At 61.7% G+C, this 26,083-nt stretch carries 22 protein-coding genes; 18 read left to right on the plus strand and 4 right to left on the minus strand.

What is annotated here, in order from left to right:
- Window positions 1–8 precede the first annotated feature (8 nt).
- Window positions 9–953: a carbohydrate kinase family protein gene (locus AR689_RS00820; RefSeq protein WP_062065433.1), complete on the plus strand. Its 945-nt coding sequence runs from the start codon at window positions 9–11 to the stop codon at window positions 951–953.
- Between the two features lie 26 nt (window positions 954–979).
- Here AR689_RS00820 and AR689_RS00825 read toward each other — a convergent pair whose 3' ends face one another.
- Window positions 980–2,428, minus strand: coding sequence for an MFS transporter (locus AR689_RS00825; protein WP_197412785.1), 1,449 nt, complete (start codon window positions 2,426–2,428; stop codon window positions 980–982).
- 102 nt (window positions 2,429–2,530) lie between these two features.
- Here AR689_RS00825 and AR689_RS00830 point away from each other — a divergent pair, with 102 nt between their 5' ends.
- Window positions 2,531–3,412 carry a helix-turn-helix transcriptional regulator gene (locus tag AR689_RS00830; RefSeq protein WP_062065439.1) on the plus strand — a complete coding sequence of 294 codons (882 nt, stop codon included), beginning with the start codon at window positions 2,531–2,533 and terminating at the stop codon, window positions 3,410–3,412.
- 197 nt (window positions 3,413–3,609) lie between these two features.
- On the opposite strand, the gene AR689_RS00835 is transcribed toward AR689_RS00830, so the two are convergent.
- Both AR689_RS00835 and AR689_RS00840 read right to left on the minus strand, forming a co-directional pair.
- Window positions 3,610–5,055 carry an SLC13 family permease gene (locus AR689_RS00835; RefSeq protein WP_062065442.1) on the minus strand — a complete coding sequence of 482 codons (1,446 nt, stop codon included), beginning with the start codon at window positions 5,053–5,055 and terminating at the stop codon, window positions 3,610–3,612.
- Between the two features lie 12 nt (window positions 5,056–5,067).
- The gene (locus tag AR689_RS00840) at window positions 5,068–6,186 is read right to left on the minus strand and encodes a PrpF domain-containing protein (protein ID WP_062065445.1); all 1,119 of its coding nucleotides are present in this window, start codon (window positions 6,184–6,186) and stop codon (window positions 5,068–5,070) included.
- 240 nt (window positions 6,187–6,426) lie between these two features.
- Here AR689_RS00840 and AR689_RS00845 point away from each other — a divergent pair, with 240 nt between their 5' ends.
- The 16 genes from AR689_RS00845 (at window position 6,427) to AR689_RS00920 (ending at window position 24,913) form a co-directional block, all read left to right on the plus strand.
- Window positions 6,427–7,365 carry a LysR family transcriptional regulator gene (locus AR689_RS00845; protein ID WP_062065448.1) on the plus strand — a complete coding sequence of 313 codons (939 nt, stop codon included), beginning with the start codon at window positions 6,427–6,429 and terminating at the stop codon, window positions 7,363–7,365.
- Window positions 7,366–7,487: 122 nt separating this feature from the next.
- Window positions 7,488–8,162, plus strand: coding sequence for a haloacid dehalogenase type II (locus AR689_RS00850; protein ID WP_062065451.1), 675 nt, complete (start codon window positions 7,488–7,490; stop codon window positions 8,160–8,162).
- 22 nt (window positions 8,163–8,184) lie between these two features.
- Complete coding sequence (locus tag AR689_RS00855; protein ID WP_062065453.1) at window positions 8,185–9,165, plus strand: D-2-hydroxyacid dehydrogenase; 981 nt, start codon at window positions 8,185–8,187, stop codon at window positions 9,163–9,165.
- A 114-nt stretch (window positions 9,166–9,279) separates the two neighbouring features.
- A complete protein-coding gene (locus AR689_RS00860) occupies window positions 9,280–10,869 on the plus strand; it encodes an ABC transporter substrate-binding protein (protein ID WP_062065456.1) in 1,590 nt (529 codons plus the stop codon).
- Window positions 10,870–10,901: 32 nt separating this feature from the next.
- Window positions 10,902–11,843 carry an ABC transporter permease gene (locus AR689_RS00865; protein ID WP_062065459.1) on the plus strand — a complete coding sequence of 314 codons (942 nt, stop codon included), beginning with the start codon at window positions 10,902–10,904 and terminating at the stop codon, window positions 11,841–11,843.
- Window positions 11,827–12,672: an ABC transporter permease gene (locus AR689_RS00870; RefSeq protein WP_062065462.1), complete on the plus strand. Its 846-nt coding sequence runs from the start codon at window positions 11,827–11,829 to the stop codon at window positions 12,670–12,672. Before AR689_RS00865 ends, AR689_RS00870 begins: the two co-directional genes overlap by 17 nt.
- Entirely contained in the window at window positions 12,665–14,248 is a 1,584-nt protein-coding gene (locus AR689_RS00875) for an ATP-binding cassette domain-containing protein (RefSeq protein WP_062065465.1), read from the plus strand. Before AR689_RS00870 ends, AR689_RS00875 begins: the two co-directional genes overlap by 8 nt.
- Before the next feature lie 165 nt (window positions 14,249–14,413).
- Window positions 14,414–14,818 (plus strand): tautomerase family protein, encoded by a 405-nt coding sequence (locus AR689_RS00880; protein WP_062065468.1) that lies wholly within the window; start codon window positions 14,414–14,416, stop codon window positions 14,816–14,818.
- 162 nt (window positions 14,819–14,980) lie between these two features.
- Complete coding sequence (iolC, locus tag AR689_RS00885; RefSeq protein ID WP_062065471.1) at window positions 14,981–16,006, plus strand: 5-dehydro-2-deoxygluconokinase; 1,026 nt, start codon at window positions 14,981–14,983, stop codon at window positions 16,004–16,006.
- Window positions 16,003–16,974, plus strand: a complete 972-nt coding sequence (locus AR689_RS00890; protein WP_062065474.1) for a Cgl0159 family (beta/alpha)8-fold protein — start codon at window positions 16,003–16,005, stop codon at window positions 16,972–16,974. Before iolC ends, AR689_RS00890 begins: the two co-directional genes overlap by 4 nt.
- A 38-nt stretch (window positions 16,975–17,012) precedes the next feature.
- Window positions 17,013–18,941, plus strand: a complete 1,929-nt coding sequence (gene iolD, locus AR689_RS00895) for a 3D-(3,5/4)-trihydroxycyclohexane-1,2-dione acylhydrolase (decyclizing) (protein WP_062065477.1) — start codon at window positions 17,013–17,015, stop codon at window positions 18,939–18,941.
- Window positions 18,942–18,984: 43 nt separating this feature from the next.
- Entirely contained in the window at window positions 18,985–20,496 is a 1,512-nt protein-coding gene (locus AR689_RS00900; protein ID WP_062065480.1) for a CoA-acylating methylmalonate-semialdehyde dehydrogenase, read from the plus strand.
- A 68-nt stretch (window positions 20,497–20,564) separates the two neighbouring features.
- On the plus strand, window positions 20,565–21,482 hold the full coding sequence (locus AR689_RS00905) for a sugar phosphate isomerase/epimerase family protein (protein WP_062065483.1): 918 nt from the start codon (window positions 20,565–20,567) through the stop codon (window positions 21,480–21,482).
- A 47-nt stretch (window positions 21,483–21,529) separates the two neighbouring features.
- A complete protein-coding gene (locus AR689_RS00910) occupies window positions 21,530–22,543 on the plus strand; it encodes a Gfo/Idh/MocA family protein (RefSeq protein WP_062065486.1) in 1,014 nt (337 codons plus the stop codon).
- A gap of 11 nt (window positions 22,544–22,554) precedes the next feature.
- Entirely contained in the window at window positions 22,555–23,427 is an 873-nt protein-coding gene (locus AR689_RS00915; protein ID WP_062065489.1) for a sugar phosphate isomerase/epimerase family protein, read from the plus strand.
- 22 nt (window positions 23,428–23,449) lie between these two features.
- The gene (locus AR689_RS00920; protein WP_062065492.1) at window positions 23,450–24,913 is read left to right on the plus strand and encodes a sugar porter family MFS transporter; all 1,464 of its coding nucleotides are present in this window, start codon (window positions 23,450–23,452) and stop codon (window positions 24,911–24,913) included.
- Between the two features lie 100 nt (window positions 24,914–25,013).
- On the opposite strand, the gene AR689_RS00925 is transcribed toward AR689_RS00920, so the two are convergent.
- Window positions 25,014–26,036: a Gfo/Idh/MocA family oxidoreductase gene (locus tag AR689_RS00925; RefSeq protein ID WP_062065495.1), complete on the minus strand. Its 1,023-nt coding sequence runs from the start codon at window positions 26,034–26,036 to the stop codon at window positions 25,014–25,016.
- Between the last annotated feature and the right edge of the window lie 47 nt (window positions 26,037–26,083).

Consider the following 26,083-nt stretch of genomic DNA (forward strand, 5'->3'; position numbering starts at 1 on the left):
GACAACTGATGGACTATCTGAAAACAACGTCAGACCAAGCGCATCCCGAGTTTGATGTGATGGTGGTGGGTGAAGCGCTCATGGACGTCGTGACCACCGGGACGCTCAGGGCTGAACACCCGGGCGGTTCGCCCGCCAATGTGGCCTACGGGCTTGCCCGCCTCGGAGTCAATACCTGCCTCCTGACAGCCATCGCTCCGGACGCGTGGGGGAGGCACATAGAAGAGCATCTCAGTGGCGCGGGAGTAGTGGTTCTGCCGGGATCAACATCACTCGCCAGGACGGCATCGGCCACAGCAACCGTTGCTGCCGATGGTTCCGCCCACTATGACTTCGACATCTCCTGGGATCTGGCGCCTCAGACGCCTGCGCACTTCCCGAAAATACTGCACACAGGGTCCATTGCCACTTTCCTTGAACCGGGCGCCGGTGTGGTGAAGTCCCTGCTGGAACAAGCCCATCGGCACTGCATGATCACTTACGATCCAAACATCCGCCCGGACCTTCTTGGCAGCCATGCCGAAGCGAAAGCGGTTTTTGAGGACCTGGTGACATACACCGATATGGTTAAACTCAGCGACGAGGATGCGCTGTGGCTATATCCGGGCATGACTTTTGACGAGACAGCCGCTCACATCCTGGGCCTCGGAACCAGTTTGGCGGTCATTACCCAGGGCGCCGCAGGTTCGTACCTGAGCACCCCGGGCTTTGACGTCACTGTTCCTGCCGTGAAAACCAACGTTGCAGATACCATCGGCGCCGGCGACTCCTTCATGTCCGCCCTGATTCTGGGATTACTCAACCGTGAAACGGAAGGCTTCGCTCCCGGTGTTCTGGAGCAGCTCGGACGCGCGGCGGCCGCGGCTGCGGCAATCACCGTTCAGCGCCCGGGAGCACATCCGCCCAGTCTTGAGGAACTGAACGGACTGCTCGAAAGTCAGCGGGTTGGATGAGAAGTATCGACGTGGCTTGAAGCCGGTCAGCGTGCGTGTGCTGCCTCAGGTGCAGACGCGGTCGCGCGGAGTGTCTTGCTGCGTGCGGCGAACTCGGCGGGGAGTATCAGCACGATGACAACAATCAGGGCCAGGAGCAGCAACACACTGGCGGTGGTGAGGGCTGCGCTGACCTGCGAGGCCAGGTCCAGTGTGGCCGTCCCGCTCGTGGGGACCGTCGCTGCGGCGGCCACTGCGATGCCGAGCCCTAGGCAGGTGCCTACTTGGTGGAACGTGTTCACCAGGCCCGATGCCGCCCCGGCGTCGGCGGCTGGTGCTCCGGTGACGCCGAAGGAGGTCAGGGGCGCGAACGCGAGCCCTTGGCCGGCGCCGATGAGCACCATGGGCAGGGCTACCCCGGGCATGTAGCCAGTCCCGACTCCCACCCCGCTGAGCCAGAACATCCCGGCGAGGGTGACCAGCACCCCGGCCAGCAGCGCGAGTGAGGCGGGCACCCTGCGGAGGAGGTGAGGGATGCTCATGGCTACAGCGAAATTGACCGCTGTCATGGGCAGGAATCCCAAGCCGGCCTGCAGGGGGTCGAATCCAAGGACTTCCTGCAGGAACCGGGTGGTGAAAAAGAAGAAGGAAATCATCGCTCCGAGGTACAGGAAGCGTGCCAGGTAGGCTCCGGTGCGGCGGCGGCTCCTGAACAGGCGCAGCGGCATGATGGGCTGGGCGGCTTGCCGTTCGATGAGGACAAAAGCGATTAAAAGTACGACGCCGGCACTGACGGCCGTGAGCGTCACAGGCGAGTTCCAGCCCGCTTCAGCGGTGTGGATGATCCCGAACACCAGGGCGCCGACGCCGAGGGTCGCGCTGAGGGCGCCGAACACGTCAAAGCGCCCGTTGACTCGTCCAGTCTCCGGGAGAAACCGGGGAGCGAGGGCGATCATTGCTACGCCGATGGGCACGTTGACGAAGAACCCTGCACGCCAGGAGATCCAGTGGGCCAGGGCCCCGCCGATGATCAGTCCGAGGCTGGCGCCGATCCCGGCGGTTGCACCGTACAGCGCCACGGCCCGGGTGCGTTCGCGGCCTTCCGGGAAACTCGCCGTGAGCAAGGAAAGGGAAGCCGGGGCGACGATCGCGGCCCCGATGCCCTGAACTGCGCGGCCTGCGATGGCCCACCCGCCCGACGGTGCCAGCCCGATCAGCAGGGACGCGACGGAGAACACCACCAAGCCGAACACGAAGACACGTCTACGGCCGAGCAGGTCTCCTGCCCGGGCGCCCAGGAGCAGCAAGCCACCGAAGACCAGCGTGTACGCATCTTGAACCCACGTGAGTTCACCGGTGCTCAGGTGCAGATCGGCCTCCAGGCTCGGCAGTGCAGTGAAGATCACCGAGTTGTCCAGCAGGATCATGAAGTAGCTGACGAGGATGATCGCCAGAATCGCCGCAGGGTGGACGGTAGTTGCGCGTGCAGGTTTCATGCTTTTCATGAAACCGTGCTGCCATCTTTGTGGGGAGTCACGGTTGTTCCGGGTACTGCCAGTCCCTCCCTCGGTCTGAGGCATCGGCGTAGCGTGGAAGCCATGACACATAGCGAGGACGTGCGGAAGTTCCTGACCACCCGCCGCGCCAGAATCACCCCTAATGAAGCCGGGCTGCTTGTCTATGGCGGCAACCGGCGCGTCAGCGGCCTGCGCCGCGAGGAGGTGGCGATGCTCGCCGGAATGAGCATCGACTACTACATCCGCCTTGAACGGGGAAACCTTTCCGGCGCCTCGGACAGCGTCCTGGAAGCGCTCGGACGCGCGCTGAAGCTCGACGACGCCGAGTTGGCCCACCTTTTCGATCTGGCCCGTGCCGCCACTGCTGTTCCCCGTGCGAGGCGCAAGCGCAGTCCGCAAACGGTACGGCCGAGTGTCCAACGCGTCCTCGATGCGATCACTGGGGCACCAGCTTGGGTCCGCAACGACCACGGAGATGTCCTGGCCGCCAACGACCTTGGCCGCGCACTTTATCTGGAATTGATGGCCGAACAGACAGTCCCGCCGAACAGCGCGCGCTTTACCTTCCTGAACCCGAAGGCGCGGGATTTCTTTGCCGATTGGGAACGTGCTGCCGATGACATGGTGGCCGTCCTCAGATCCACGGCAGGGAAAAACCCGTACGACAAGGACCTCACTGACCTGATCGGTGAGCTCTCCACCCGAAGCGAAGAATTCCGGGGCCGGTGGGCACGCCATGACGTTAAGTACCACCGCACAGGCCGGAAGCGCCTGCACCATTCGATCGTGGGGGACCTTGACCTGACTTTCGAAGCGCTCGAGCTGGCTGCGGACCCGGGGCTGCGTATCAACATCTATACAGCAGATCCCGGGACACCCTCCGAGGACGCCCTGAAAGTCCTTGCCAGTTGGGCCGCGACCCAGCGCCACGCCGTTGATGCCGTGGTGAAGGAGACGGACTAAGGAGCCTCGTTGACTACCAGCGTTGTGGCGTTGGCCACTGGATGAGCAAGGGCAGGACCACTGGTGGGTGGTCCTGCCCTTGCTGCGATGGGTCGCGCCCCTGCGCCCGTCGGTCGGGCTACCTGTTGCGATGGTGTGCTGGAGCGGTTCCTTACGCGTACCGAACGTATTTGTCGGTGTCCGTTTGTTCCTCGGGGCTACATGATGCCTGTAGGAACGAGCAGTGCCCAGGCCAGCGCCGGTGCCACCAGGACTACACCGCCGGCGTACATCATCAGCTGCTTGTAGACGCGCTGACGGTCATCTTCACGGGCGTTGGCTACTACCAGGGCACCGTCCGTGGAGAAGGGCGATACGTCCACCACCGTTGCGGCGATGGCGAGGGCCGCAACCGTTCCCGATGCACTCAGTGAGCTCGTCGCCAGCAAGGGGCCAGCCAAGGGGATGAAGGCCGTCAGCAGCGCGGTGGAAGAAGCAAAGGCTGAGCCTACGCCGATGACGTAGCAGAGAACCAGGGCTATGAGGAGCGGGGCTCCCAGTGCCAAGGCTTGCTCGGCGAGGGTATCGATGACTCCAACGTGCTGCAGGAGAGAAACGTAGGTGATCATGCCGGCGACGAGCAGCACGGTGGACCAGGAGACTCCGCCGATGAAGGTCTGGTGCTCTTTGATGTTGACCAGCGCCAACAGGAGCCCTGCCGAAAGTGCCACGAAGCCGATGGGCATGTGGAAGCCCAAGGCGCAGACCAGCATGGCGACGATGAGTCCCAGGGTCAGGATCTGCTGGCCGTGAGGCCGGGTGGCGCGTGCCTCGAGCTCGGCGTGCTGCCCGGCAGCGCCGTCGCGAAGTTTGCCCAACAGTGCGAACAGCACCACGGTGAGCACTGACAGGATGAAATTCAGTGCGAAGCTCGCTCCGAAAAGAGCGCCTTGGGAGATCGGGAAACCGTTCTTTACAGCGATGTCATGCACCAGGACGCCCGCCACGGAGAGCGGGGAGAAGCCGCCGGCGTGGGCGCCGTTGATGATGAAAGCGCCCATGAGAACCGGGTGAATACGTGATTCGTAGGCCAGTCCGATCGCAGCCGGTGCCAGCAATGCCACGGCGGCGGGGGAGAACGTGCCCAAGGCGGTGAGTGATGCAGCCAGGAGGAAGAATACCCACGGCAGAAGCAGCGTCTTGCCACGAACAAGCCGGACGCAGTTTTGGACGATGATGTCGATGGTCCCGTTCCGCTGGGCCATGCTGAAGAAGTACGTGACACCGATGATGGTGATCACGATGTTTGCCGGGAAATCGGCCAGGATCTCTTTGTCGGTCATCCCCAGCATGAAGTAGCCAACGCCGAAGGAGGCCACGAGTCCCATGACACCGATGTTCAGAGGCCACTTGGTGGCGACGACGAACATCACCACGAGTATTACCAGTGGGATGATCTGGATGGCGGTCATGGTCGGCTCCGATTCAGGGGTGGCCGCCGGGTTGAAGATGGCACCCCCAAACAGGATGGCAATCAGACCCAGGATGACAGAAGCGGCAACCGTTATCAGCAGGATACGGCGGCGGTTGTTGGGACGCTGGGAACCTTCTTCCCGGAGGTCGCTCTCAGCCTCGGGAGCTGGTGTGAAAATAGTCTTAGCCATGGTGTTATCTCCTCATCGAGTGGCTGTTGCTAGTGAGGCTTCGACGACGTTGCCGAGAGTCTCCGGGAGGTGAATAGTGCTGGAGGCGATGGTGCGCGCTGTTCGATCGACACCCACCAGAAGGGAACCATCGTGTTCCTCGCTCCAGGTTTCGATGACGCCGGCAGGCGTCCTGAGCTTCAGCGCTGCTGGGGATATGTTGCCGGCGAAGGTGTTCATCACGGTGCCGGGCGTACGGGCAGCGAGCGTTAGGGCAATGCTGCCGGTGATCGCCAGGGCCGGATGCGGCTTGCCCATGGAGAGCATCATGACGTTGACGTCACCTTCGGCGTCAGGCCCTTCGGGCGGGCCGACAATTGCGAGTTTGGGAACAGCCCGCGCGGCTTGAGCGGGAGTTGCTGCCATGCCCATCCGGACCGCAGCCTGGCGCCGTATGACGTCCAAGGTGTCCAACTGCAATTCGATGCCGGCTTTCCACGTGTCGTAGCGGGCAGTGTCCAGTCCAAGCTCCTCAGCCCGGACCATGACCACCGGTGCCCCAGCGTCCACCATGGAAACCGTCCAGCGGGTTCCGCCGGCAGTGATCGTGTCCGTTGCCGAGCCGGTGGGAAGTAGCTGTCCGGTGGTCTTGCCGGCCGGATTCTGGAATCCGAGCCCTACTTTGTACCCGGGAAACACGACGCCGGGCATCTGTGCGTCCGGGACGATCGGGAGGGCGCCGGCAGGAGTCGAGACCTGCTGAATGATGATCTGACCCGTGTTGGTGTTTCGTGTGACGATCCGGGTGGAATCGCAGTCGGGAACTACCCACCCTTTCTCTATGGCGTAGAGACCCACAACTGCCGAGCAGTTCCCGCAGTTGCTGCCCCAGTCAACAGAGGCTTCTTCGATGCCCACCTGGGCGAACGTGAATTCGACATCCACATCATTTTCTGCCGGACGGCTAAGGATCATGGCCTTGCTGGTGGTTGAAGTAGCCCCGCCTACGCCATCGATCTGACGGGAATCCGGGCTTCCGAAGAGGCGTGGCAGGAGGTCGTCCAGATTGGCGTTCGCCCTGTTCAGATCTTCAGTCTCAAAGACCCAGCACTTACTGGTGCCCCCGCGCATCCACTCAGCTTCGATCTTCATTGTGCTTCCCTGCCTCTCGTGGCATCTTGCGAATATTTGCTGCCTGTTACGAGGATGATGCGGATCACACATGAAGACAATGTTGGATTAATGTGGGGGAGTGTAGTGATCCTTCATTCACTGTGTGGGCATGATCAGGAAGAGCTTGGAGATTGCTGAATCCCTGGTTTGCACACTGCGGCGGGCGCTGAATGTCGCGAAACTGCTTAGAATGAACCAAAGACAGGGAAGGCTGAAGCAGTGCTTAACGATGAGAACGTGGATTTATTTGATATCCGGCGGCTCGCCCTCTTGGTGGAGGTGGTGGAACAGGGATCCATCACGGCCGCGGCTGACATCATGATGTATTCGCCCTCGGCTGTCTCGCAGCAACTGCGCAAGTTGGAGCAGGAGGTGGGGCAACCCCTCCTCAACCGTCGGTCGCGCGGAGTTGTCCCCACGGAGGCGGGCCAGGTGCTGGCGGGTCACGCACGAAAGATCGTAGGTCAGATGCGTGCAGCGCGGTCCGACTTGGGCCAAATCGCCGGTTTGAACCGCGGCTCGTTGACCGTGGGCACGTTTCCCACGTTGGCCGGTTCATTTTTGCCAATGGTGATCCGCGCGTTCAAGAAGCGCTACCCGGCGATCGGTCTATCCGTGCGGAGCGCCCGCTTCGATGAGCTCGTCTCGGACCTGGAGTCCGGAGTGACCGGACTGTGCCTGCTCTGGGACTACCCTTGGAACCGGTTCAACGATGAATCCATTCGCATCACGGAAGTCTTCCAGGAGAGCACTGTGATTCTGGTGGCCAAGGGGCACCCCCTGGCCGATCGTGACGAGGTGACCATGAAAGACCTCCGCAAGGAATCATGGATTGTCCGCGCGGAGGCCCATCCCGTGGTTGAGGTGCTTCAGCGATCCGCCCACGACGCCGGCTTTGAGCCGAACATCGGTTTTCTCGCCAACGATTACCAGGAGGCTCAGGCCATGGTGAGCGTCGGCATGGGTGTGGCGATGGTCCCCAAGACAGCGGTGGCCTTGCAACATCCGGACGTCAGGATTCTAAGCCTCGGCGCTGATGCCCCGCTGCGTCGGGTTCTCCTGGCCCAGCGCCAGGACAAGGTGTACGCACCCGCCGAGGTCGCTTTCCACGCAACGCTTCTGGAAATTGCGCGGGAACGGGGCGGCGACTATCTGTGACGTGATGGGCTGCGTTGGAGAGTGTGGAGGTTTATTTCGGCAGCGGCCCAGGTGGAAGAATTGGAGACCACCCCGCGGATGAGCGTCCCCGTAGTCTCACCCCGACCAGAAACGGAATTGACATGAAAGACACTGATCTCCGGCCGAAGTTCATCTCCTTTGACATCTACGGCACGCTGATCAATTTCGATCTCGATCCCACCACCCGGCATCTGCTTGACGGACGTATCTCCGACGAGCAGTGGCCTGCGTTCAAAAAGCAGTTCCGGGGGTACCGTTTTGATGAGGTGCTGGGGGACTACAAGCCCTATGAGCAGGTCCTCCAGGATTCTTTCGACCGGGTGTGCAAGCGTTGGGGCATCGGGCCAACCCGAGGTGCAGGTGCATCGTTCGCCGACGCTGTCCGCAGCTGGGGTGCCCACCAGGACGTGCCGGCTCCGCTAAAGCTGATGGGCGAGAACTACAAGTTGGTGGCACTGTCCAACGCGGACACCAGCCACCTGGACATCAGCATCCCCGCGCTGGGCGCCGCCTTCCATGCGGTGTTGACTGCTGAGCAGGCCCAGGCGTACAAGCCCAGGTATCAGGCCTTCGAATACATGCTGGACACCCTGAACGCCAAGCCGGAGGACTTCTTGCACGTCTCCTCCCACACCCGCTACGACATGCACCCCATGCACGATCTTGGATTCCGAAACCTCGTCCTGCTGGACCGTGGCTACGACCCCGTCACAGAGGGCTACGACTACACCACTGTTGAGTCGTTGGACCAGCTCAACAAGCACCTCGGGCTCTAAGCCTGCTACGAGGCGAAACATCATGACCATGGCTGAAGCCAAGCGAGCAATTGTGGCTGTCCTGTATCGGGACGCCTTGCCGCCCCGATTGGGCGAGATCGAGGAACTGGCCGAGGTCCGGCTGACAAAGGCCGATGGGCTCGCCGAGGCGTTGGTCGGAGCGGACGTGCTGTATCAATGGCATTCGTTTTCACCTGCGCTGCGTGCGAACTGGTCCGCAGCTTCGTCCCTCACGTGGGTGCATGTTTCTGCGGCCGGCGTCAGCGAGCTCCTCTTCGACGATCTGGTTGACAGCGACATCGTGTACACGAACTCGCGGGGCGTCCTGAGCAGGGCGATTGCTGAGTTCGCGCTGGGGTTCGTCTTGGACATCGCGAAAGATGCGCAAGGCTCACTCAGGCTCCAGCAAGGCCGACGCTGGCAGCACCGGATCACCCGCAAGATCCAGGGCCAGCGGACCCTTGTGGTGGGGACAGGCTCCATCGGACGGGAAATCGCGTCCCTCTTCGGCGCCGTTGGTTTGCGTGTCAGCGGTGCGGCCCGCAGCAGCAGGCCAGGGGATGCGTACTTTGACGTGGTTCATTCGTCGAGGGATCTGGCCTTGGTGGTCCACGATTTCGACTACGTTGTGTTGGCCGCACCTCTCACCGACGACACTCAGGGCTTGGTGGATGCGGATGTCCTTTCAGCCATGAAGCCCACAGCACATCTGATCAATGTGGGTCGCGGGGGATTGGTTCACACAGACGCGCTGGTGGACGCGCTCCGCTCAGGATCCATCGCCGGCGCGGCACTGGATGTGGTCCACCCGGAACCGTTGCCCGAAGAGCACCCGCTGTGGGCCATGGGCAACGTCATCCTGACCCCTCACATGAGCGGCGACACCGAAGGTTACCTTGAGGATCTGGACGGGGTGTTCGTGGACAATCTCCAGCGTTTCATCCGGGGGGAACGGCTGCTGAACATTGTGGACAAAAGGCTTGGGTTCGTTCCCGGGCCTTGATTTCAGGTTCCTTATGACGAGGCAGTGAATCCGGACACATTGTTACGGGTTCCCGGAGGGTTAATTTTCATGCAGAAAAAGGTAAGGCTAACCTAAATAGTCTCCATTTTCCCCATGCCCACCCGTTCGGGCATAAAACGCAGGCGGTTCCCTTTGCGCACTCCCAGCCGATCCACGGCAGCCCTCGGGCTGGCAGCACTCCTCACTCTTTCCGGATGTGGGCTCAGCGGCGGCCAGCCTGCTTCCGCCGGGAAGGTGGCCGACACCAACCAGCGCATCGTGGTGGACAACTTCCGCGCACCCGTGGCCAACTGGGCCCCCGAGTCCGACGCCGCGTATATCCTGTCACTGTCCGGCTGCTTGGAGACCCTCACCAAGTACGATTCCGCCCAAGGGAAAGTGGTTCCGTTCCTGGCCACCGAATGGAAGCAGGCCTCGCCGTTGGAATGGGACTTCACCCTCCGTGAAGGCGTGAAATTCCAGGATGGGACCGATCTCACCGCAGAGGCGGTGGCCGCCTCACTGAATCACGTTCTTGAGGCTAAAGTGCCTGCCCGGGCGTTCAGCCCAAGCGTGGTCAGTGCCGTGAAGGCCACCGATGCCAAGACTGTTCGTGTGACAACGCCTGTGGAGAATCCACTGGTGCCGTTCCGGCTTGCAAGCGTGAACACCGGCATTCTGGCCCCGGCTGCCTACGGGGCTGCCACTGTTGATCCCTTCGGTCACTGCACGGGCCCCTTTACTCCAGTATCGGAGAAGGCGAAGCAGTCTCTGACATTGGACCGCAACGAAAACTACTGGGGCGGAGAGGTTCAGCTTGCGGGTGCTGAGGTCCGCTTCATCACCAACGGCGCCACACGCGCTGCGCAGGTACAAACCGGCGAGGCTGATATTTCACTTTCCATCCCGGCCTCTGCCTTGTCCACTCTGCAGAGTGCCCCTGAGGTTTCCGTGCTGAAGGCAGACTCACCACGCACGGCCACGCTGTATATGAACAACGGCCGGGCGCCTTTCAACAACGTCGATTTCCGCAAGGCCCTCCGCTCAGCACTGGACCTTGAGGCGTTGGCTGCCAGCGTGTACGAGGGCGCCGCGCTTCCGGCTGCCGGCCCTTACGCACCTTCAGAACCGTGGGCCTCGAGCGATGCAACCCCACCCAAGCAGGACGTTGAGGAAGCGAAGAAGCTCCTCGCGGCCGCCGGCTACACGGCCGCCAAGCCGTTGGAAATCATCGCGATTGTTGAAAGGGCCGAGTTCGCCGACGTCGCAACCGTGATCCAGGACAACCTCAAGAACATCGGTGTACCTGTAACTATTCAGGCCAAGGAATACGCCTCCGCGGAACCCGACGTTCTGGCCGGCAACTACGACATGATCCTGAGTCAGCGCAACCGGCTCATCGACATCGCTGATCCCATTGGCTTCCTGACGGCCGACTACACGTGCAAGGGTTCTTATAACCTCAGCCATTTCTGCAACGAAGAATATGACGCGATCATTGCCGAAGCTGCCCGCACTTCCACTACCGAGGAACGCTACAAGCTGTATGCCAAGGCCGGTCAACTGCTGAACGACCAGGCAGTCAACCTCTGGCTGGTCAACGAACAAGCCACCGACGCCGTCCGCAGCAACGTCCTCTCCTACGTTCAGGATCCGCTGGCCCGTTACGTCCTAACGGCACAGACGGCCAAGTCCGGCTCCTAGCAACGAAACTGCGGGCCTACGGACAAACCGGCATGATAACGTTCCTCACGAAGCGGACGGCGACCCTTGTGGTCGCCGTCCTGTTGTCGTCTTTCGCTGTGTTCCTGATCCCTTATGTGACCCCGGGCGACCCTGTCCGGAAGATCATCCGTTCCCGCGTCGCCGGGGATGTGGTGGACGACGCGACCGTTCGGGCTTTGGGCGAGAGCCTTGGACTCAACGACCCCCTCCCCGTGCAATACCTGCGCTGGCTGGGGGACTTCTTCACCGGGGACATGGGGTTGTCCCATATCAGCAGGACACCCGTGGTTGATCAAGTGTTGCCGGCTTTGGGCATCACGTTGAGCCTGGTGATCGTCGCGCTGGGCACCGCTGTGGTGGTGTCTTTGCCGTTGGGGATTATTGCGGCGCTGAAACAAGGAAGTAGAACGGACAAGTTGATCACCACGGTCACGCAGTCCTTCATCGCCATGCCTGAATACTGGCTGGCGCCTCTATTGGTTCTGCTGTTTGCCCTCAAGCTGTCCCTGCTGCCCTCTGCGGGATGGAACACAGCGTCCTCGATCGTGCTGCCGGCGGCCACACTGGCGCTGCGGCCCATCAGCTTTTTCACCTCCGCCGTGCGGTCAGGAATGATCGATGCCCTCGACGCCGAACACCTTTCCGCCGCGCGCGCCCGGGGTTTGAGCCACGTTCAGACAGTCATCAGGCATGTTGTGCCGAACGGCCTGGTGCCGTTGTCCACACTGTTTGCGGTGTGGTTTGCGGGTCTGCTGGGAGGTTCGGTGATTGTGGAGGTGATCTTCGCGATTCCGGGGATGGGCAGGCTCCTGTTCGACGCCGTGGTCAACAGCGACATCCCGTTAGCCCAGGGCGGTGTGGTGGTAGTGGTGGCACTGGCAGTCGCGATCACCACTCTTGCCGATTTCCTGCATCGGATCCTGAGCCCGAAGGTGAGTGGCGCCCTTGCGTAACCGTTCAGCGATCGACGCTGCCGCCGTCGTGATTCTCGTGCTTATTGTCGGTGCTGTGGCTGCCGCACCGTGGCTGTCGCCGTTCCCACCGGATGATCAGAACCTCGCCGCACGGCTTGCACCTCCCAGCGCTACGCACTGGCTGGGAACGGACCACCTTGGGCGGGACACGCTGAGCAGACTGCTCGACGGCGGCCGCTTCTCTTTGATGGTTGCCTTACTGGCCACCGTGCTCACCGGCATCATGGGTTTGGTGATAGGTGTTCTCAGTGCCCGCCGCAAGGGCTGGCTTGATGAGCTGTTCACACGCACCAATGACGTCTTGCTGGCGTTGCCCGAAATGGTGGTGGCCTTGTTCATTGTGGCTGCCATGGGCACAGGCTTCACATCACTGCTGGTGGCCCTGACGGTGACAGGGTGGACGCCGTTTGCGCGGTTGGCCCGGACTCTGGCCTATGACATCTCGGCAAGAGGCTTCGTCGAAGCGGCACGGGTGGTGGGTTGTTCGCCGTCGTTCATTGTTTTCCGCCACATCCTTCCGCATCTGGCCGCCCCAATGCTGGGGCAGGCAACGCTGCGCTTCGGCCAGCTCCTGATCAGCGTAGGCGCCCTGTCCTATCTGGGGCTCGGCGTCCAGCCGCCGCAATCAGACTGGGGTTCCATGCTGGCGGCAGCGCAACCCTACGCAGAAAGGGCGCCGTGGGGGATCATCGCTCCCGGATTCGCTGTGTTTCTGGTTGCTCTATGCGTGACATTGATCGGTCAACGGGCATCGCGCCGGGCCTCGGATCCGGTGGACGTCCTGGTGGTGGAGGGCCAGCATGCCTGATCTAATAGTTGAGGATCTGACAGTCCACAGCACGGTGACGGGGCGCCCCATCCTGGATGCTGTCAGCCTGGCAGTGAAACCCGGCGAGTTCGTGGCGCTCGTGGGAGGTTCTGGTTCGGGGAAGACCATGACTGCGCGGTCGGTCATGCAGCTGCTTCCGCAGCCGTTGAGGGTTCAGTCCGGCTCCGTCCGGCTCGGCTCCCTGGATGTCACCGGGGCATCGGAATCAGAGTTGAACCGCATCCGGGGTGGCCGGTTGGGAATGCTGTTCCAGCAGCCAAAAAAGATGTTCAACCCCAATAAGAGCATCGGAGCCCACCTCCGGGAACCCCTCAAACTTCACGCAGGCCTGCGCGGCCACGCGGCGAAGACGAAAGTGTTTGACTTGTTGGCCGAGGTGGGCTTCGAGGATCCGCAGAGGGGCGCAAGCTCTTATCCGCATCAGCTTTCCGGCGGCATGGCGCAACGAGCCATGACTGCCATGGCCTTGGCCGGCCAGCCCGAGATCCTTCTGGCGGACGAGCCAACGTCCGCCCTGGACAAAGTTTTGGAGCAACAAATCCTGGAGTTGTTGGACCGGCAGCGGATCCAGCGCGGCCTGGGGATCCTCTACATCACCCATAACCTTGCCTCAGTAGCTGCCTTTGCGGACAGGGTGCTGGTCATGGATGCCGGCGTGATCGTTGAATCCGGCACTACCGAGACGGTCTTGGGGCGGCCCAAGACGGAGTACACCCGCAGGCTCCTTGAAGCGTCCAACCTTGCTCCCACGGGAATCGCGGCGCCACCCACCCACCAGCGCACCGCCCTGAGGCTGACAAACGTGGTGAAACACTTCGGATCCGGGAGGCGCCGTGGGCGACCTGCCCTGGACTCGATCTCCTTGGACGTCAAACAGGGAGAAATTCTGGGTGTCCTGGGCCAGTCAGGATCAGGGAAGAGTACGCTTGCACGGGCCATTGTTGGGCTCGAAGGCATCAGCAGCGGAACCATCAGCAGGACTCTTGTGGGCGGTGATGCAAGCCCGACAGCCGTGCAGCTGGTGTTCCAGGAGCCCCACGATTCCTTTGACCCGCGGATGACGCTCCGCGCAAGCCTCGAAGCACCGCTTCGGTCGCGCACGGAGCTCACGCCAGGGGAACGCTCCCGCAGAGTCACCGCCGCCATGGAAGAGGTGGAGCTGGATCCCGCCCTTTTGGACCGGCGCCCGGGTCAATGCTCGGGAGGGCAATTGCAGCGGGTCACCATTGCCCGGGCGTTGCTCTTGGAGCCCGAAGTACTCATCTGTGATGAAGCAACGTCCGCCCTGGATGCTCTGACCCAGCGGACCATTCTTGATCTGTTGCAGCGTCTTCACCGGGACCGCGCGTTGACGCTGGTGATCATCACCCATGACATGGACGTGGTGAGGCACATGTGCCAGCGGGTGGCAGTCCTCTACCAAGGACGACTTGTGGAGCTCGCTGACACGGACAGGTTCTTTACGGATCCGCAGCATCAGCACAGCCAAGCCCTCGTTTCGGCAGCCATTCCATGCCGGGGCCTGCACTTGAAGAAAATCAGGGCGGCTCATTAGGCCGCCTGCCGAGGTCACACCACAACCGATCACGCTCAACCCCCTTGCCGTCTGCGGTAAGGGGGTTGATTGTCGTCGTCGCAGGGAGGGCTTCCGCGGAGTTGATGTTCTTGAGTTTGCCTCCGCATATTTGTTAGTATGACAGGACAAACTTAGGAGATAAAAATGCCGCTTGTTCGAATCGACGTCAACCAAGGCCGCTCGCCGGAGGAGCTGACCGCCCTAAGCCGCGCCATCCATGACGCCATCCTCGCGGAGTATGGGATTCCGGAGAGGGATTACTTTCATATCCTCACTGAGCATGCCCAGGGTCAGATCGTCGCCCAGGATGCCGGCCTGGGTTTTGAGCGAAGCCCCGGCGTCGTCATGATCCAGATCTTCACCCAGGGTGGGCGCAGTCAAGCTTCCAAGAGTTCTCTCTTTGAGGCTATCGCCAAGGGCCTTGCGCGGGTGGGGGTGTCCGGCGAGGACGTCTTCGTTGGCTATGTGGAGAACTCGCCAGGCGACTGGTCGTTCGGCTTCGGACGCAGCCAATATGTCACGGGAGAACTGGCCGTTCCGAGCAAGTAGAGATGCTTGGTGTCATGTTGTAAATATGTCAGTACAAACCTTTGACAGGACATTAAATCTGGTGCAAAGTAGTCATGTGGCCCCGCTCACTGAGGGGTGGCAAGGCATTGGGGCCCAGCGCTCAAAGGTTTAGAGTTCACAAGAGAAAGGTCAACGATCACCGTGACCCACGAACTGCTTACGATCGGGCGCATCAGCGTTGATATCTACCCGAACGACATCGGAGTGGACCTGGAGGACGTCTCGTCCTTCGGCAAATACCTCGGAGGCTCACCCTCCAACGTGGCTGTGGCTGCTGCCCGTCACGGCCGCCGCACCGGCGTGATTACGCGGACCGGCGACGACGCTTTCGGCAAGTACCTGCACAGGGAACTACATAAGTTCGGCGTTGACGACTCGTTCGTCACCCCTGTTGCCGCCTACCCGACGGCGGTGACGTTCTGCGCCATCAAGCCCGCCACCGACGAATTTCCGCTGTACTTCTACGGCCGGACACCCACGGCACCCGATCTCCAGATCCACGCCGATGAGCTGGACCTGGACGCCATCCGGGACGCAGGAATCTTCTGGTCCACGGTCACCGGCCTGTGCCAGGAACCCTCCCGCACGGCACACTTGGCCGCACACCAGGCCCGTCCCCGCACGGAACTAAAGGACGGTCAGTTCACCATCCTGGACCTGGACTACCGGCCGATGTTCTGGAACTCCGAGGAAGAAGCGCGTGCCGAGGTGGCCAAGATCCTCCCGCACGTGACCGTGGCCATCGGTAACGACAAGGAATGCGCCGTGGCGGTAGGCGAGGGGACCCCTGATGAGCAGGCGGATCGACTCCTGGATGCCGGAGTCGAAATCGCCGTGGTGAAACTCGGCCCCGAAGGCGTGATGGCCAAGACCCGCACCGAGCGTGTGGTCTCCGCCCCGGTTCCGGTGCAAACCCTCAACGGACTGGGTGCCGGCGACTCCTTCGGTGGCGCCTTTGTCCACGGCCTGCTCTCGGGCTGGCCACTGTCCGAAGTCCTGGATTACGCCAACGCCTCCGGCGCCATTGTTGCCTCCCGGCTGTCCTGCGCGGATGCCATGCCCACGCCCCACGAGGTCAATGCATTGCTGGCCGAGCGTGGCCGCCCCATCCCCGGTGCTTCGGCCAATGCCGCAGCTGCACCAGTCACAGAAGGAGCCGTGCGTTGAGCCTCAGCGAAGACCCGCGCCGTTACGAGCACTTGAGCCGCCAGCGCTTGGAGGACCCGGAGTCCATTTCCCGCGCAGCAGCCACCCGTCGTCGGCATCCTGGCCTCAAATACGGTCAGCAGAGCTTCATTGTCGCGGCGGACCACCCTGCCCGCGGTGCGCTGTCAGTTGGTCCTCAGCCGATGGCCATGGCTGACCGGCGCGACCTCCTTGACCGCCTGCAGATCGCGTTGGCCAACCCGGCCGTGGACGGAATCCTCGCGTCACCGGACATCATGGATGACCTTCTTCTCTTAGGTGCGTTGGAAGGGAAGTTGGTGTTCGGTTCCATGAACCGCGGTGGCCTGGCCGGCCTGGTCAACGAGTTCGATGACCGCTTCACCGGCCACACGGCGTCTGCCCTGGAGGCGCTGGGCGCTGACGGCGGCAAGATGCTCACCCGCATCTGCCTGGGTGACCCGGATACCGTTGCCACCCTTGAGGCCACCGCCAAAGCCATCGATTCCCTGGCCGAGCGCAAACTCATCGCCATGGTGGAGCCGTTCCTCTCCATCCGCGACGCCAACGGCAAGGTCCGCAACGACCTCCGCGCCGACGCCGTGATCAAGTCCGTAGGTATCGCAGAAGGCCTCGGGTCAACCAGCGCCTACACCTGGATGAAGCTTCCGGTGGTGCAGGACATGGAGCGTGTGATGGCCTCCACCACACTGCCCACCGTTCTTTTGGGCGGGGACCCGGACGGCAGCCAGGATGAAGTTTTCGCTTCGTGGCAGGCAGCCCTTGCTCTTCCCGGAGTACAGGGCCTCACCGTGGGGCGCACCCTGCTGTACCCGCACGACGGCGACGTTGCAGGTGCCGTAGCCACGGCCGCCTCGCTGCTGAACACCCCGGCGCCCGCTGCCGCAGCCAACGCAAACAGCCAAGGGCATGCCTCCTCAGACCGCATTCCAGTGAAAGTATCGGAGTAATTCCCATGGGGACGAGTACAGGCACAGCAACCCGTCGGATGACCGTGGCACAAGCCGTGGTGGAGTTCCTGTCGAAGCAGTACACCGTTGACTCTATTGATGGCGTTCAGTTCCGTGAGCGCCTGATTCCGGGGACGTTCGGTATCTTTGGCCACGGCAACGTGGCCGGTGTGGGCCAGGCCCTGAAGCAGTACCAGGCCGCGGATCCCGCCATCATGCCCTACTACCAGGGCCGCAATGAGCAGGCCCAAGTGCACCAAGCCGTCGGCTATGCCCGCCACACCCGTCGTCGCCAGACGTTCGCGATCAGCACCTCCATTGGTCCTGGCTCGTCGAACCTGCTGACCGGCGCAGCGCTGGCCACCACCAACCGCTTGCCGGTGCTGTTGCTTCCCAGCGACACCTTCGCGACGCGTGCAGCGGATCCCGTACTGCAGCAGCTTGAGTTGCCGCACGCCTATGACATCACCGTTAACGATGCCTTCCGTCCGCTGTCCAAGTTCTTTGACCGGGTCTCCCGTCCGGAGCAGTTGTTCTCCGCGTTCCACCACGGACTACGGGTGCTGACCGACCCTGCTGAAACCGGCGCGGTGACCATCTCCTTGCCGCAGGACGTCCAGGCCGAGGCCTTCGACGTTCCAGAAGAGTTCCTGGCCGAGCGAGAATGGCGCATCCGCCGTCCCGAAGCTGAAGACGACGACATCCGTCGCGCGGTAGAAGCCATCCGGGCAGCTAAAAAGCCGTTGGTTATTGCGGGTGGCGGTGTTCTCTATGCTTACGCAAACGAGGAACTGGCCAGGTTTGCTGAGCTGACGGGTATTCCGGTGGGTAACACGCAGGCCGGCGTCGGCGTCCTTCCGTGGGACCACAAGTTCTCCCTCGGTGCCATCGGTTCAACCGGTACGACGGCGGCCAACGCCATCGCTGCCGAAGCGGACCTCATCATCGGCATTGGTACGCGCTACGAGGACTTCACCACAGCGTCCCGTACGGCGTTCCAGAACCCGGACGTGAAGTTCGTGAACATCAACGTTGCCGCGATCGACGCCTACAAGCACGGCACCACCCTGCCGATCGTCGCCGACGCCCGTAAGGCACTGGTGAAGCTCAACCAGGCCTTGGGCGGTTACCGCGTCGATGCCGACCTGGAAGATAAAGTCGCGGCGGAGAAGAAGCGTTGGAACGCGATTGTGGACGAGGCCTTCGAGACCCGTTACACCCCGTTGCCAGCCCAGAACGAGATCATCGGTGCCACCAACAAGGCCATGGACGACCAGGATGTGGTCATTTGCGCCGCCGGTTCACTCCCGGGCGATCTCCACAAGATGTGGCGCGTCCGGGACCCCTTCGGCTACCACGTTGAATATGCGTACTCCTGCATGGGTTACGAAATCCCGGGCGGCCTGGGTGTGAAGCGCGCCGCGCTGGCCGAGGCTGCCGCCGGCGGACCTGACCGCGATGTGGTGGTGATGGTGGGGGATGGCTCCTACCTGATGATGCACACCGAGCTGGTTACCGCCGTCGCCGAACGCATCAAGCTTATTGTGGTCCTGATCCAGAACCACGGCTACGCCTCCATCGGTTCCTTGTCCGAGTCCCTCGGGTCACAGCGCTTCGGTACCCAGTACCGCGTGCTGGACAAGGAGCAGCACAGTTTCGACGCCGGTGAGAACCTTCCCATCGATTTGGCCACCAATGCCGAATCCCTGGGTGCCAAAGTCATCCGGATCGAACCCGGAGAGAACGTCATTGAGGCACTGGGCGCCGCCATCAAGGAAGCTAAGGCGGCTCCTGAGGAGACAGGCCCGATCGTGATCCACGTTGAATCCGATCCGCTGCTGGATGCTCCCTCATCCGAGTCGTGGTGGGATGTTCCGGTTTCGGCCGTCTCCGAACTTGAATCCACCCAGCAGGCGTACATCACCTACACCGATCACAAGAGCCGTCAGCGCAAGCTGCTTGGCTGACTCCCAGACACGTAGATCCACAGACCATAAAGGAAATCCGCAGATGTCGACGACGACCACATTGACCACCATCCACCACTTCATCAACGGCGCTGAATCAGCCGGCGAAGGCGACCGTACCCAGCCGGTCTACAACCCGGCCACCGGCCAGGTCACCGCTGAACTGCGCCTGGCCAACGAAGCGGACCTGAACGCCACCGTTGCAGCGGCCCGCAAGGCAGCCGATTCCTGGGGCGATATCTCCCTGGCCAAGCGCACCGCCGTGCTGTTCAAGTTCCGCGAACTCGTTGCAGCGCATGTGGACGAACTCGCTGAGCTGATCACTGCCGAGCACGGCAAAGTCCTTTCCGATGCCAAGGGTGAGATCGGCCGCGGGCTCGAAGTCATCGAGTTCGCCTGCGGTATCCCCACCCTGCTCAAGGGTGATTACTCGGACCAGGTGTCCACCGGCATTGACGTGTTCTCCTTCCGCGAGCCCCTGGGTGTGGTGGCAGGTATTACCCCGTTCAACTTCCCCGTCATGGTGCCGCTGTGGATGGCACCGATGGCCATCGCCACCGGCAACGCCTTCATCCTCAAGCCCTCCGAGCGTGATCCCTCCGCGTCGATGCTGCTGGCCAAGCTCTGGAAGCAGGCTGGTCTGCCTGACGGCGTGTTCCAGGTTCTTCACGGCGGCAAGGAAACCGTCGATGGCCTGCTGACCCACCCGGACGTGGACGGCATCTCCTTCGTTGGATCCACCCCGATCGCCCAGTACGTCCACGAGACCGCCACCAAGCACGGCAAGCGCGTCCAGGCCTTGGGCGGGGCGAAGAACCACGCGATCGTCCTCCCGGACGCTGACCTGGACAACGCTGCCGACCACCTTGCCGCTGCAGCGTTCGGTTCCGCCGGCGAGCGGTGCATGGCGATCTCCGTTGCCGTGGCCGTGGGGGATGCTGCGGACCTGCTGGTCAAGAAGGTTGAAGAGCGTGCCCTGGCTGTTCAGGTCAACAACGGAACCGAACCCGACGCTGAAATGGGCCCGGTCATTACCCCGGCCTCCAAGGAACGCATCGTCAGGATCGTCACCGAAGCAGAAGCTGCCGGCGCTGCCATGGTGGTGGACGGCCGCGATCTGGTGGTGCCGGGCCATGAAGAAGGCTTCTGGGTTGGCCCCACCGTGATCGACCACGTCAAAACCGAAATGACCGCCTACACCGAGGAGATCTTCGGGCCGGTCCTGGTGGTTGTCCGTGTGGACACCCTGGAGGATGGCATCGCGCTGATCAACTCCAACCCTTACGGCAACGGCACCGCGATCTTCACCTCTTCCGGCGCCGCTGCGCGGAAGTTCCAGCGCTCCGTCACCGTGGGTATGATCGGCATCAACGTCCCCCTGCCTGTCCCGGTTGCCTATCACTCCTTCGGCGGTTGGAAGGCATCGCTGTTCGGTGACAAGCACATCTACGGCCCCGAAGGCGTCTCCTTCTACACCCGCGGCAAAGTCATTACCTCCCGCTGGCCCGAAACCCACCACGCCTCCGGCGCCTCCTACAACTTCCCCTCCAACTAGAACCCCATCCGTACTGCCTGGGCAGCCCGCCAGGGCATTACGGATCGGAGCAGAAAGACAACGCTGTCATGACTGATGTTGAGAACAAGCTGATTATTGGCACTGCACCGGACTCGTGGGGTGTCTGGTTCCCGGATGACCCCAAGCAAACACCTTGGGAACGGTTCCTGGATGAAGTTGCCGAATCCGGCTACAAGTGGATCGAGCTGGGTCCCTACGGATACCTCCCGGACGATCCCACCCGCCTTGCGGAGGAACTCAAGCAACGCGACCTGAAGGTCACCGCAGGAACAGTCTTCACGGCATTTCATCGCGGCGCCCAGCAGTACGAGGAAGCATGGGAGCCGGCCCGTAGGGTTGCCGAACTCACGGCGGCCATGGGCGGCGAGCACATCGTGGTCATTCCGGCCATGTGGCGTGATGACGTTACCGGCGATGCTGTGGAGAGCGGCGAACTCAACGACCGGCAATGGTCGGACCTCTTGGCCGGCCACAACCGCATGGGCAAGGTCCTCCTGGAGGAGTTCGGCCTGCACCAGCAGTTCCACTCCCACGCGGACTCCCACGTTGGTGCGCAGAAGGACATCGAAACCCTGCTGGCGGCAACGGATCCGCAGTACCTGAACCTTTGCCTGGACACCGGGCACGCTGAGTACTGTGGCGCTTCGAGCCTGGAACTGATCAAGAATTACCCGGACCGCATCGGCTACCTGCATCTCAAGCAGATCAACCCCGAGGTCCTTGCCGAAGTCAACGAGAAGAACATGACGTGGGCCGCGGCGAACCTGGCCGGTGTCATGACCGAACCGCCGAACGGGCTTCCTGACCTTCGCGCCGTGATCGAAGCCGTTGAGGCCCTCAACCGGCCGATCTTCGGCATCGTTGAGCAGGACATGTACCCGGTGGCGTTTGATGTTCCCATGCCGATTGCCAAGCGCACGCGGAGCTACCTGCTGTCCTGCGGGTCCCGGACCCGTGTCCAGTAGCGGCGGCCCACTCCAGTTGCAACCCCACTCACCAAAGGATTGAAACAGTGACAAAGACTCTCCGCGTTGCCGTCATCGGCGCTGGCCGCATGGGTGCGGACCACATCAAGCGCCTGAGCAGGCGCATTCACGGCGCTGAAGTAGCCGCCGTCGTCGACCTTGACCTTGCACGTGCGGAAGCCGCCCTTGAAGGAATCGACGGTGCCGTGGCGCTGGCAAGTGCCGATGAGGCACTCAACAATGGTGACGTCAACGCCGTCCTGATTGCCACCCCGGGTTTCCTCCACGAGGAAATCCTGTACAAAGCTCTTCAGAAAGATTTCCCTATCCTTTGCGAGAAGCCGCTGACCCCGGACGCTGAGAGCGCCTGGAAGGTAGTCCAGAGCGAGCTGGCTTTGGGTCACAAGCGCATCCAGGTGGGTTTCATGCGCCGCTTCGACGCCGAGTACGCGGCGCTGGGTTCCATCATCCGCTCCAGCGAACTTGGTGAACTGCTGATGTTGCACCACCAGCACCGGAACCCCACCACTCCCGAGGGTTTCACCAACGAGATGCTGATCAACGACTCAGTGGTGCACGAGTTCGATGCCATCAGGTATTTCACGGGTGAGGAAATCACTTCCGTTCAGGTCCGGCTCGGCAAGCCGACACGCAGTGCGCCCAACGGCCAGCATGATCCTCAGCATGTGCTGCTGGAAACAGAGTCCGGCGTGCTGGCTGATGTCGAAATCTATGTGAACGCCAAGTTCGGCTACCAAGTGGCCACGCAGGCGTCGTTCGAGGACGGAATTGTCAGCATTGGCGGGGACAACGGACCGTACGTCCAGGCCGCCGGCAAATGGGGCGGCAACGTCACCCCCGGCTTCGAGGAACGTTTCGGTGCAGCGTACGACGTCGAGGTGCAGGCCTGGGTGGACGCCGCACTTCGCGGCGAAATCGGCGGTCCAACCGCTTGGGACGGCTACGCCACCGCTGCTTGCTGCGAGGCCGGCGTCGAAGCCCAGAAGTCTGGCGAAAAAGTCAAGGTCCAGCTGAATACCAAGCCTGAACTGTACAAGTAGGGACACACCACATGAAAATTGCACTCGATCCCACACCGTTCCATCACAGCCACACCCTGTTGGAGTTCCCGAAAGTGGCGGCCGATCTCGGCTACAAATACCTGCAGATGACCCCGCACGCGGATCTCATCCCGTTCTATAACCACCCCAAGGCGGACGACGAACTAGTGGGCAAGCTGAAAGCGGCTTGCAGGGACGCAGGAGTCGAAATCGCTTCAGTACTGCCGGTCTTGCGTTGGTCCGGCCCAGATGAGGACGCACGGGAGGCTGCCGTCCGTTACTGGAAGCGAGCCATCCAAATTGCGGTAGACCTCGGCGTTCAAACCATGAACACCGAGTTCAGCGGGCGGCCGGAAAAGGCCGAGGAATCCGAGCGTGCGTTTTACCGCTCCATGGAAGAGCTGCTGCCGATCATCGAGCGCGAGGACCTGGATGTCCTGATCGATCCGCACCCTGATGACTTCGTGGAGGACGGCCTGGCTGCCCTCCGCGTCATCAGGGGCGTCAACTCACCGAACATCGGGATGGTCTACGTTGCGTCGCACAGTTTCCATATGGGCAACAGGCCTTTGGACATCATGCGGGCAGCGGGGGACAAGCTTCGCTTGGTGCACGTCTCGGACACCATGAACCACCACGCATCCCATGGCCTGCGGTACATCACCAATCCGCCGGGCAACGCGGTCCGCGTGCACCAGCACCTCAAGATCGGTGACGGCGACGTGAATTGGGACGAGTTCTTTGGCGGCCTGAAAGAGATTGGCTTCCTGGACAAGGACAACACCGTCATGGTCTCGTCAGTATTCGCCGAGGATGAGAAGGCCGACGATGTTTCCCGCTACCAGTTGAAGACGATGCTCGACTACGTTGCCCGGACACACTAAAGCGGTTGCGAGAAAGGACGCCATGACCAAGTCGTCATTAATCAAGGCCTCTACTGGGCCGCTTGAAAGTCTTCCCGCAACATCCGGCAAGACCCAAAAACCGGAAAATCCCAAGAAGTTCCTCCGCAAGGTAGCTCTGTTCTCTACTTTCGGTGGACTGCTGTTCGGCTATGACACCGGCGTAATAAATGGCGCCCTGCCTTTCATGCAGAAAGACCTTGGCCTGACGCCGTTGACAGAAGGCCTGGTCACCTCCACCCTGCTCTTCGGGGCCGCATTCGGTGCAATCAGCGCGGGACGGTTGTCTGATCGCTTTGGAAGGCGCAAGACGATCATGGGACTTGCCCTGATCTTCGCCTTCGCCACCGTGGGCTGCTCCCTGGCGCCAAGCACTGAGCTCCTGGTCCTTGCCCGGACGATACTGGGTCTCGCCGTCGGCGGTGCCTCAGTGATCGTGCCCGTCTATCTGGCAGAGATGTCGCCGGCCGCCCAGCGCGGCAGGATCGTCACCCAGAATGAGCTCATGATCGTGACCGGTCAGTTCCTGGCTTTTACCTTCAACGCGGTGCTGGGCAACCTGTTCCCGGAAGAAATGCATGTGTGGCGCTGGATGCTGGTGATTGCCACGCTTCCGGCTGTGGTTCTTTGGTTCGGCATGCTCGTGCTGCCGGAGAGCCCCCGCTGGCTGGCATCGGCGGGTCGATTCGGTGAGGTACTGGAAGTGCTTCGCTCCACACGCAGTGCAGGGGATGTCGGGGCTGAGTTCGACGAAGTGCGCCAGGCGGCCAGGGAGGACTATCAGTCCAAGCTCGGGACGTTCAAGGATCTCTCAGTGCCATGGATACGCAGAATATTCGTGGTCGGGCTTGGGATGGCCATCATCAACCAGATCAGTGGCGTCAACGCCATCATGTATTACGGGACCACCATCTTGTCCTCATCTGGTTTTGGGGACCAGGGGGCTCTTATTGCCAACGTCCTCAACGGCATGACATCCGTGGCCGCGGTCATCGTAGGCATGTACCTGATGACGCGGGTGCGCCGTAAACCCATGCTCATTGTGGGGTTGATCGGGACGGCGTCATCGCTGACGGCCATTGCGCTTATTTCCCTTGCCCTGCCGGAAAGTACCTTACGTGGCTATCTGGTGTTGCTGTTCATGGTGACGTTCCTTGCTTCCATGCAGGGATGTATTGGAACCGTGACATGGCTGACCATGTCCGAAATCTTTCCCATGCACGTCCGTGGCATCGGCATGGGTATCTGCGTTTTTGTGTTGTGGATGATCAACTTCCTGATCGGCTTCTTCTTCCCGCAGTTGGTCTCGCTCATGGGAGTCTCCGCAACATTCTTCATCTTCGTTGCGCTGCAGTTGTGCGCCATTGTGTGGGTCAAGCGCACCGTGCCGGAGACCAAAGGCAAGTCCCTTGAGGAGCTGGAGCACCTTTTCAAAGAGAAGGCTGGAAGTAGCCGGGTGACGCAGTAGAACGGTTTCCCTCTGAGGCCGTGTTTGTAAGATAACGACGCGGAAAACGCCCGACGCCGGCTGGCGTCGGGCGTTTTCCGCGTCGTGGAGCATGGACTCTTTAGAGCGCAATCACGACTTTCTCCAGCGCGCTGCGTCGGGCTGCGTCCAGGACTTCGAGGGTTTGGATCCCTTCTGATGCCGGTACTGGTTCGGGGCCGTCGCCACGGGCAGCCCTAGCGAACTCTGTGTAAAAGCCGGTGTAATTTCCTTGCTCGGACGGGACAAGCTCACGCCCGCCCCTGCGGGAAAGGGTTCCCCAATTCTCCCGTGCGTCAATGCCCCAGGTAGCGGGCTCCGTTGCCGGCCTGCGTCCCTGCTTCACTGCATCCGCTTGAACGTCGGAACCCGAAGCAATGTAGCTGCCCTCGCTGCCGTAAGCGCGTAGTTCCCTGGCTGCGGCGTGGTTAAGCTTGCTTGCCGACACGGTGGAGATCGCTCCGGAGGCGTGAGTCATGGTGACAAAGAAGCCGCAGTCCGTTCGCTCGCCAAACCGGTCAGTCCAATCCAGGATCGCGTGCACGTGGCTCACCGGCCCAAGCAGCCACAGCATTTGGTCGACCAGATGGCTGCCCAAATCGCGTAGCAAACCGCCGCTGACACCACCTTCCAAGCTGTCTGCATCGTCCTGGTCCATGACGGAATGCACGCGCCAGATCTGGCCCAGTTCTCCCGATGCCAACACCTTGGCGAGTGTCAGGATATCCGCGTCGCGTCGGCGGTTATGGAACACGTTTAACACCACGCCGGCTTCTGTGGCGGCATCGGCAAGTTCCCGCGCGGCGTCAGCGGTCGGGGCGAACGGCTTGTCAGCTACAACATGAACACCGGAACGAATGGCCTCCATCACCAAGTCATAACGGGTGTGCGGCGGGGTGGTGATGGTTACAGCATCCACGCCGGCGGCAAGGAGCTCGCTGAGGCTTCCGTACGTGGGCAACCCCGGAAAGTCTGACTCCACCGCCGCCTTGGATGCTTGCGAGCGGGCAACAACCCCCACCAGTTCGATGTCTTCAGCGGCTTCAATGAACGGTGCGTGGAAGTACTTCCCGCCGGCTCCGTATCCGACAATTCCAAGACGCATTTCTGACCCCTTCTTTTTACTGTGTTGCTACATGTTGTGTGGAAACA

The sequence above is a fragment of the Arthrobacter sp. EpRS71 genome, from assembly GCF_001512285.1.
Taxonomy (GTDB): domain Bacteria; phylum Actinomycetota; class Actinomycetes; order Actinomycetales; family Micrococcaceae; genus Arthrobacter.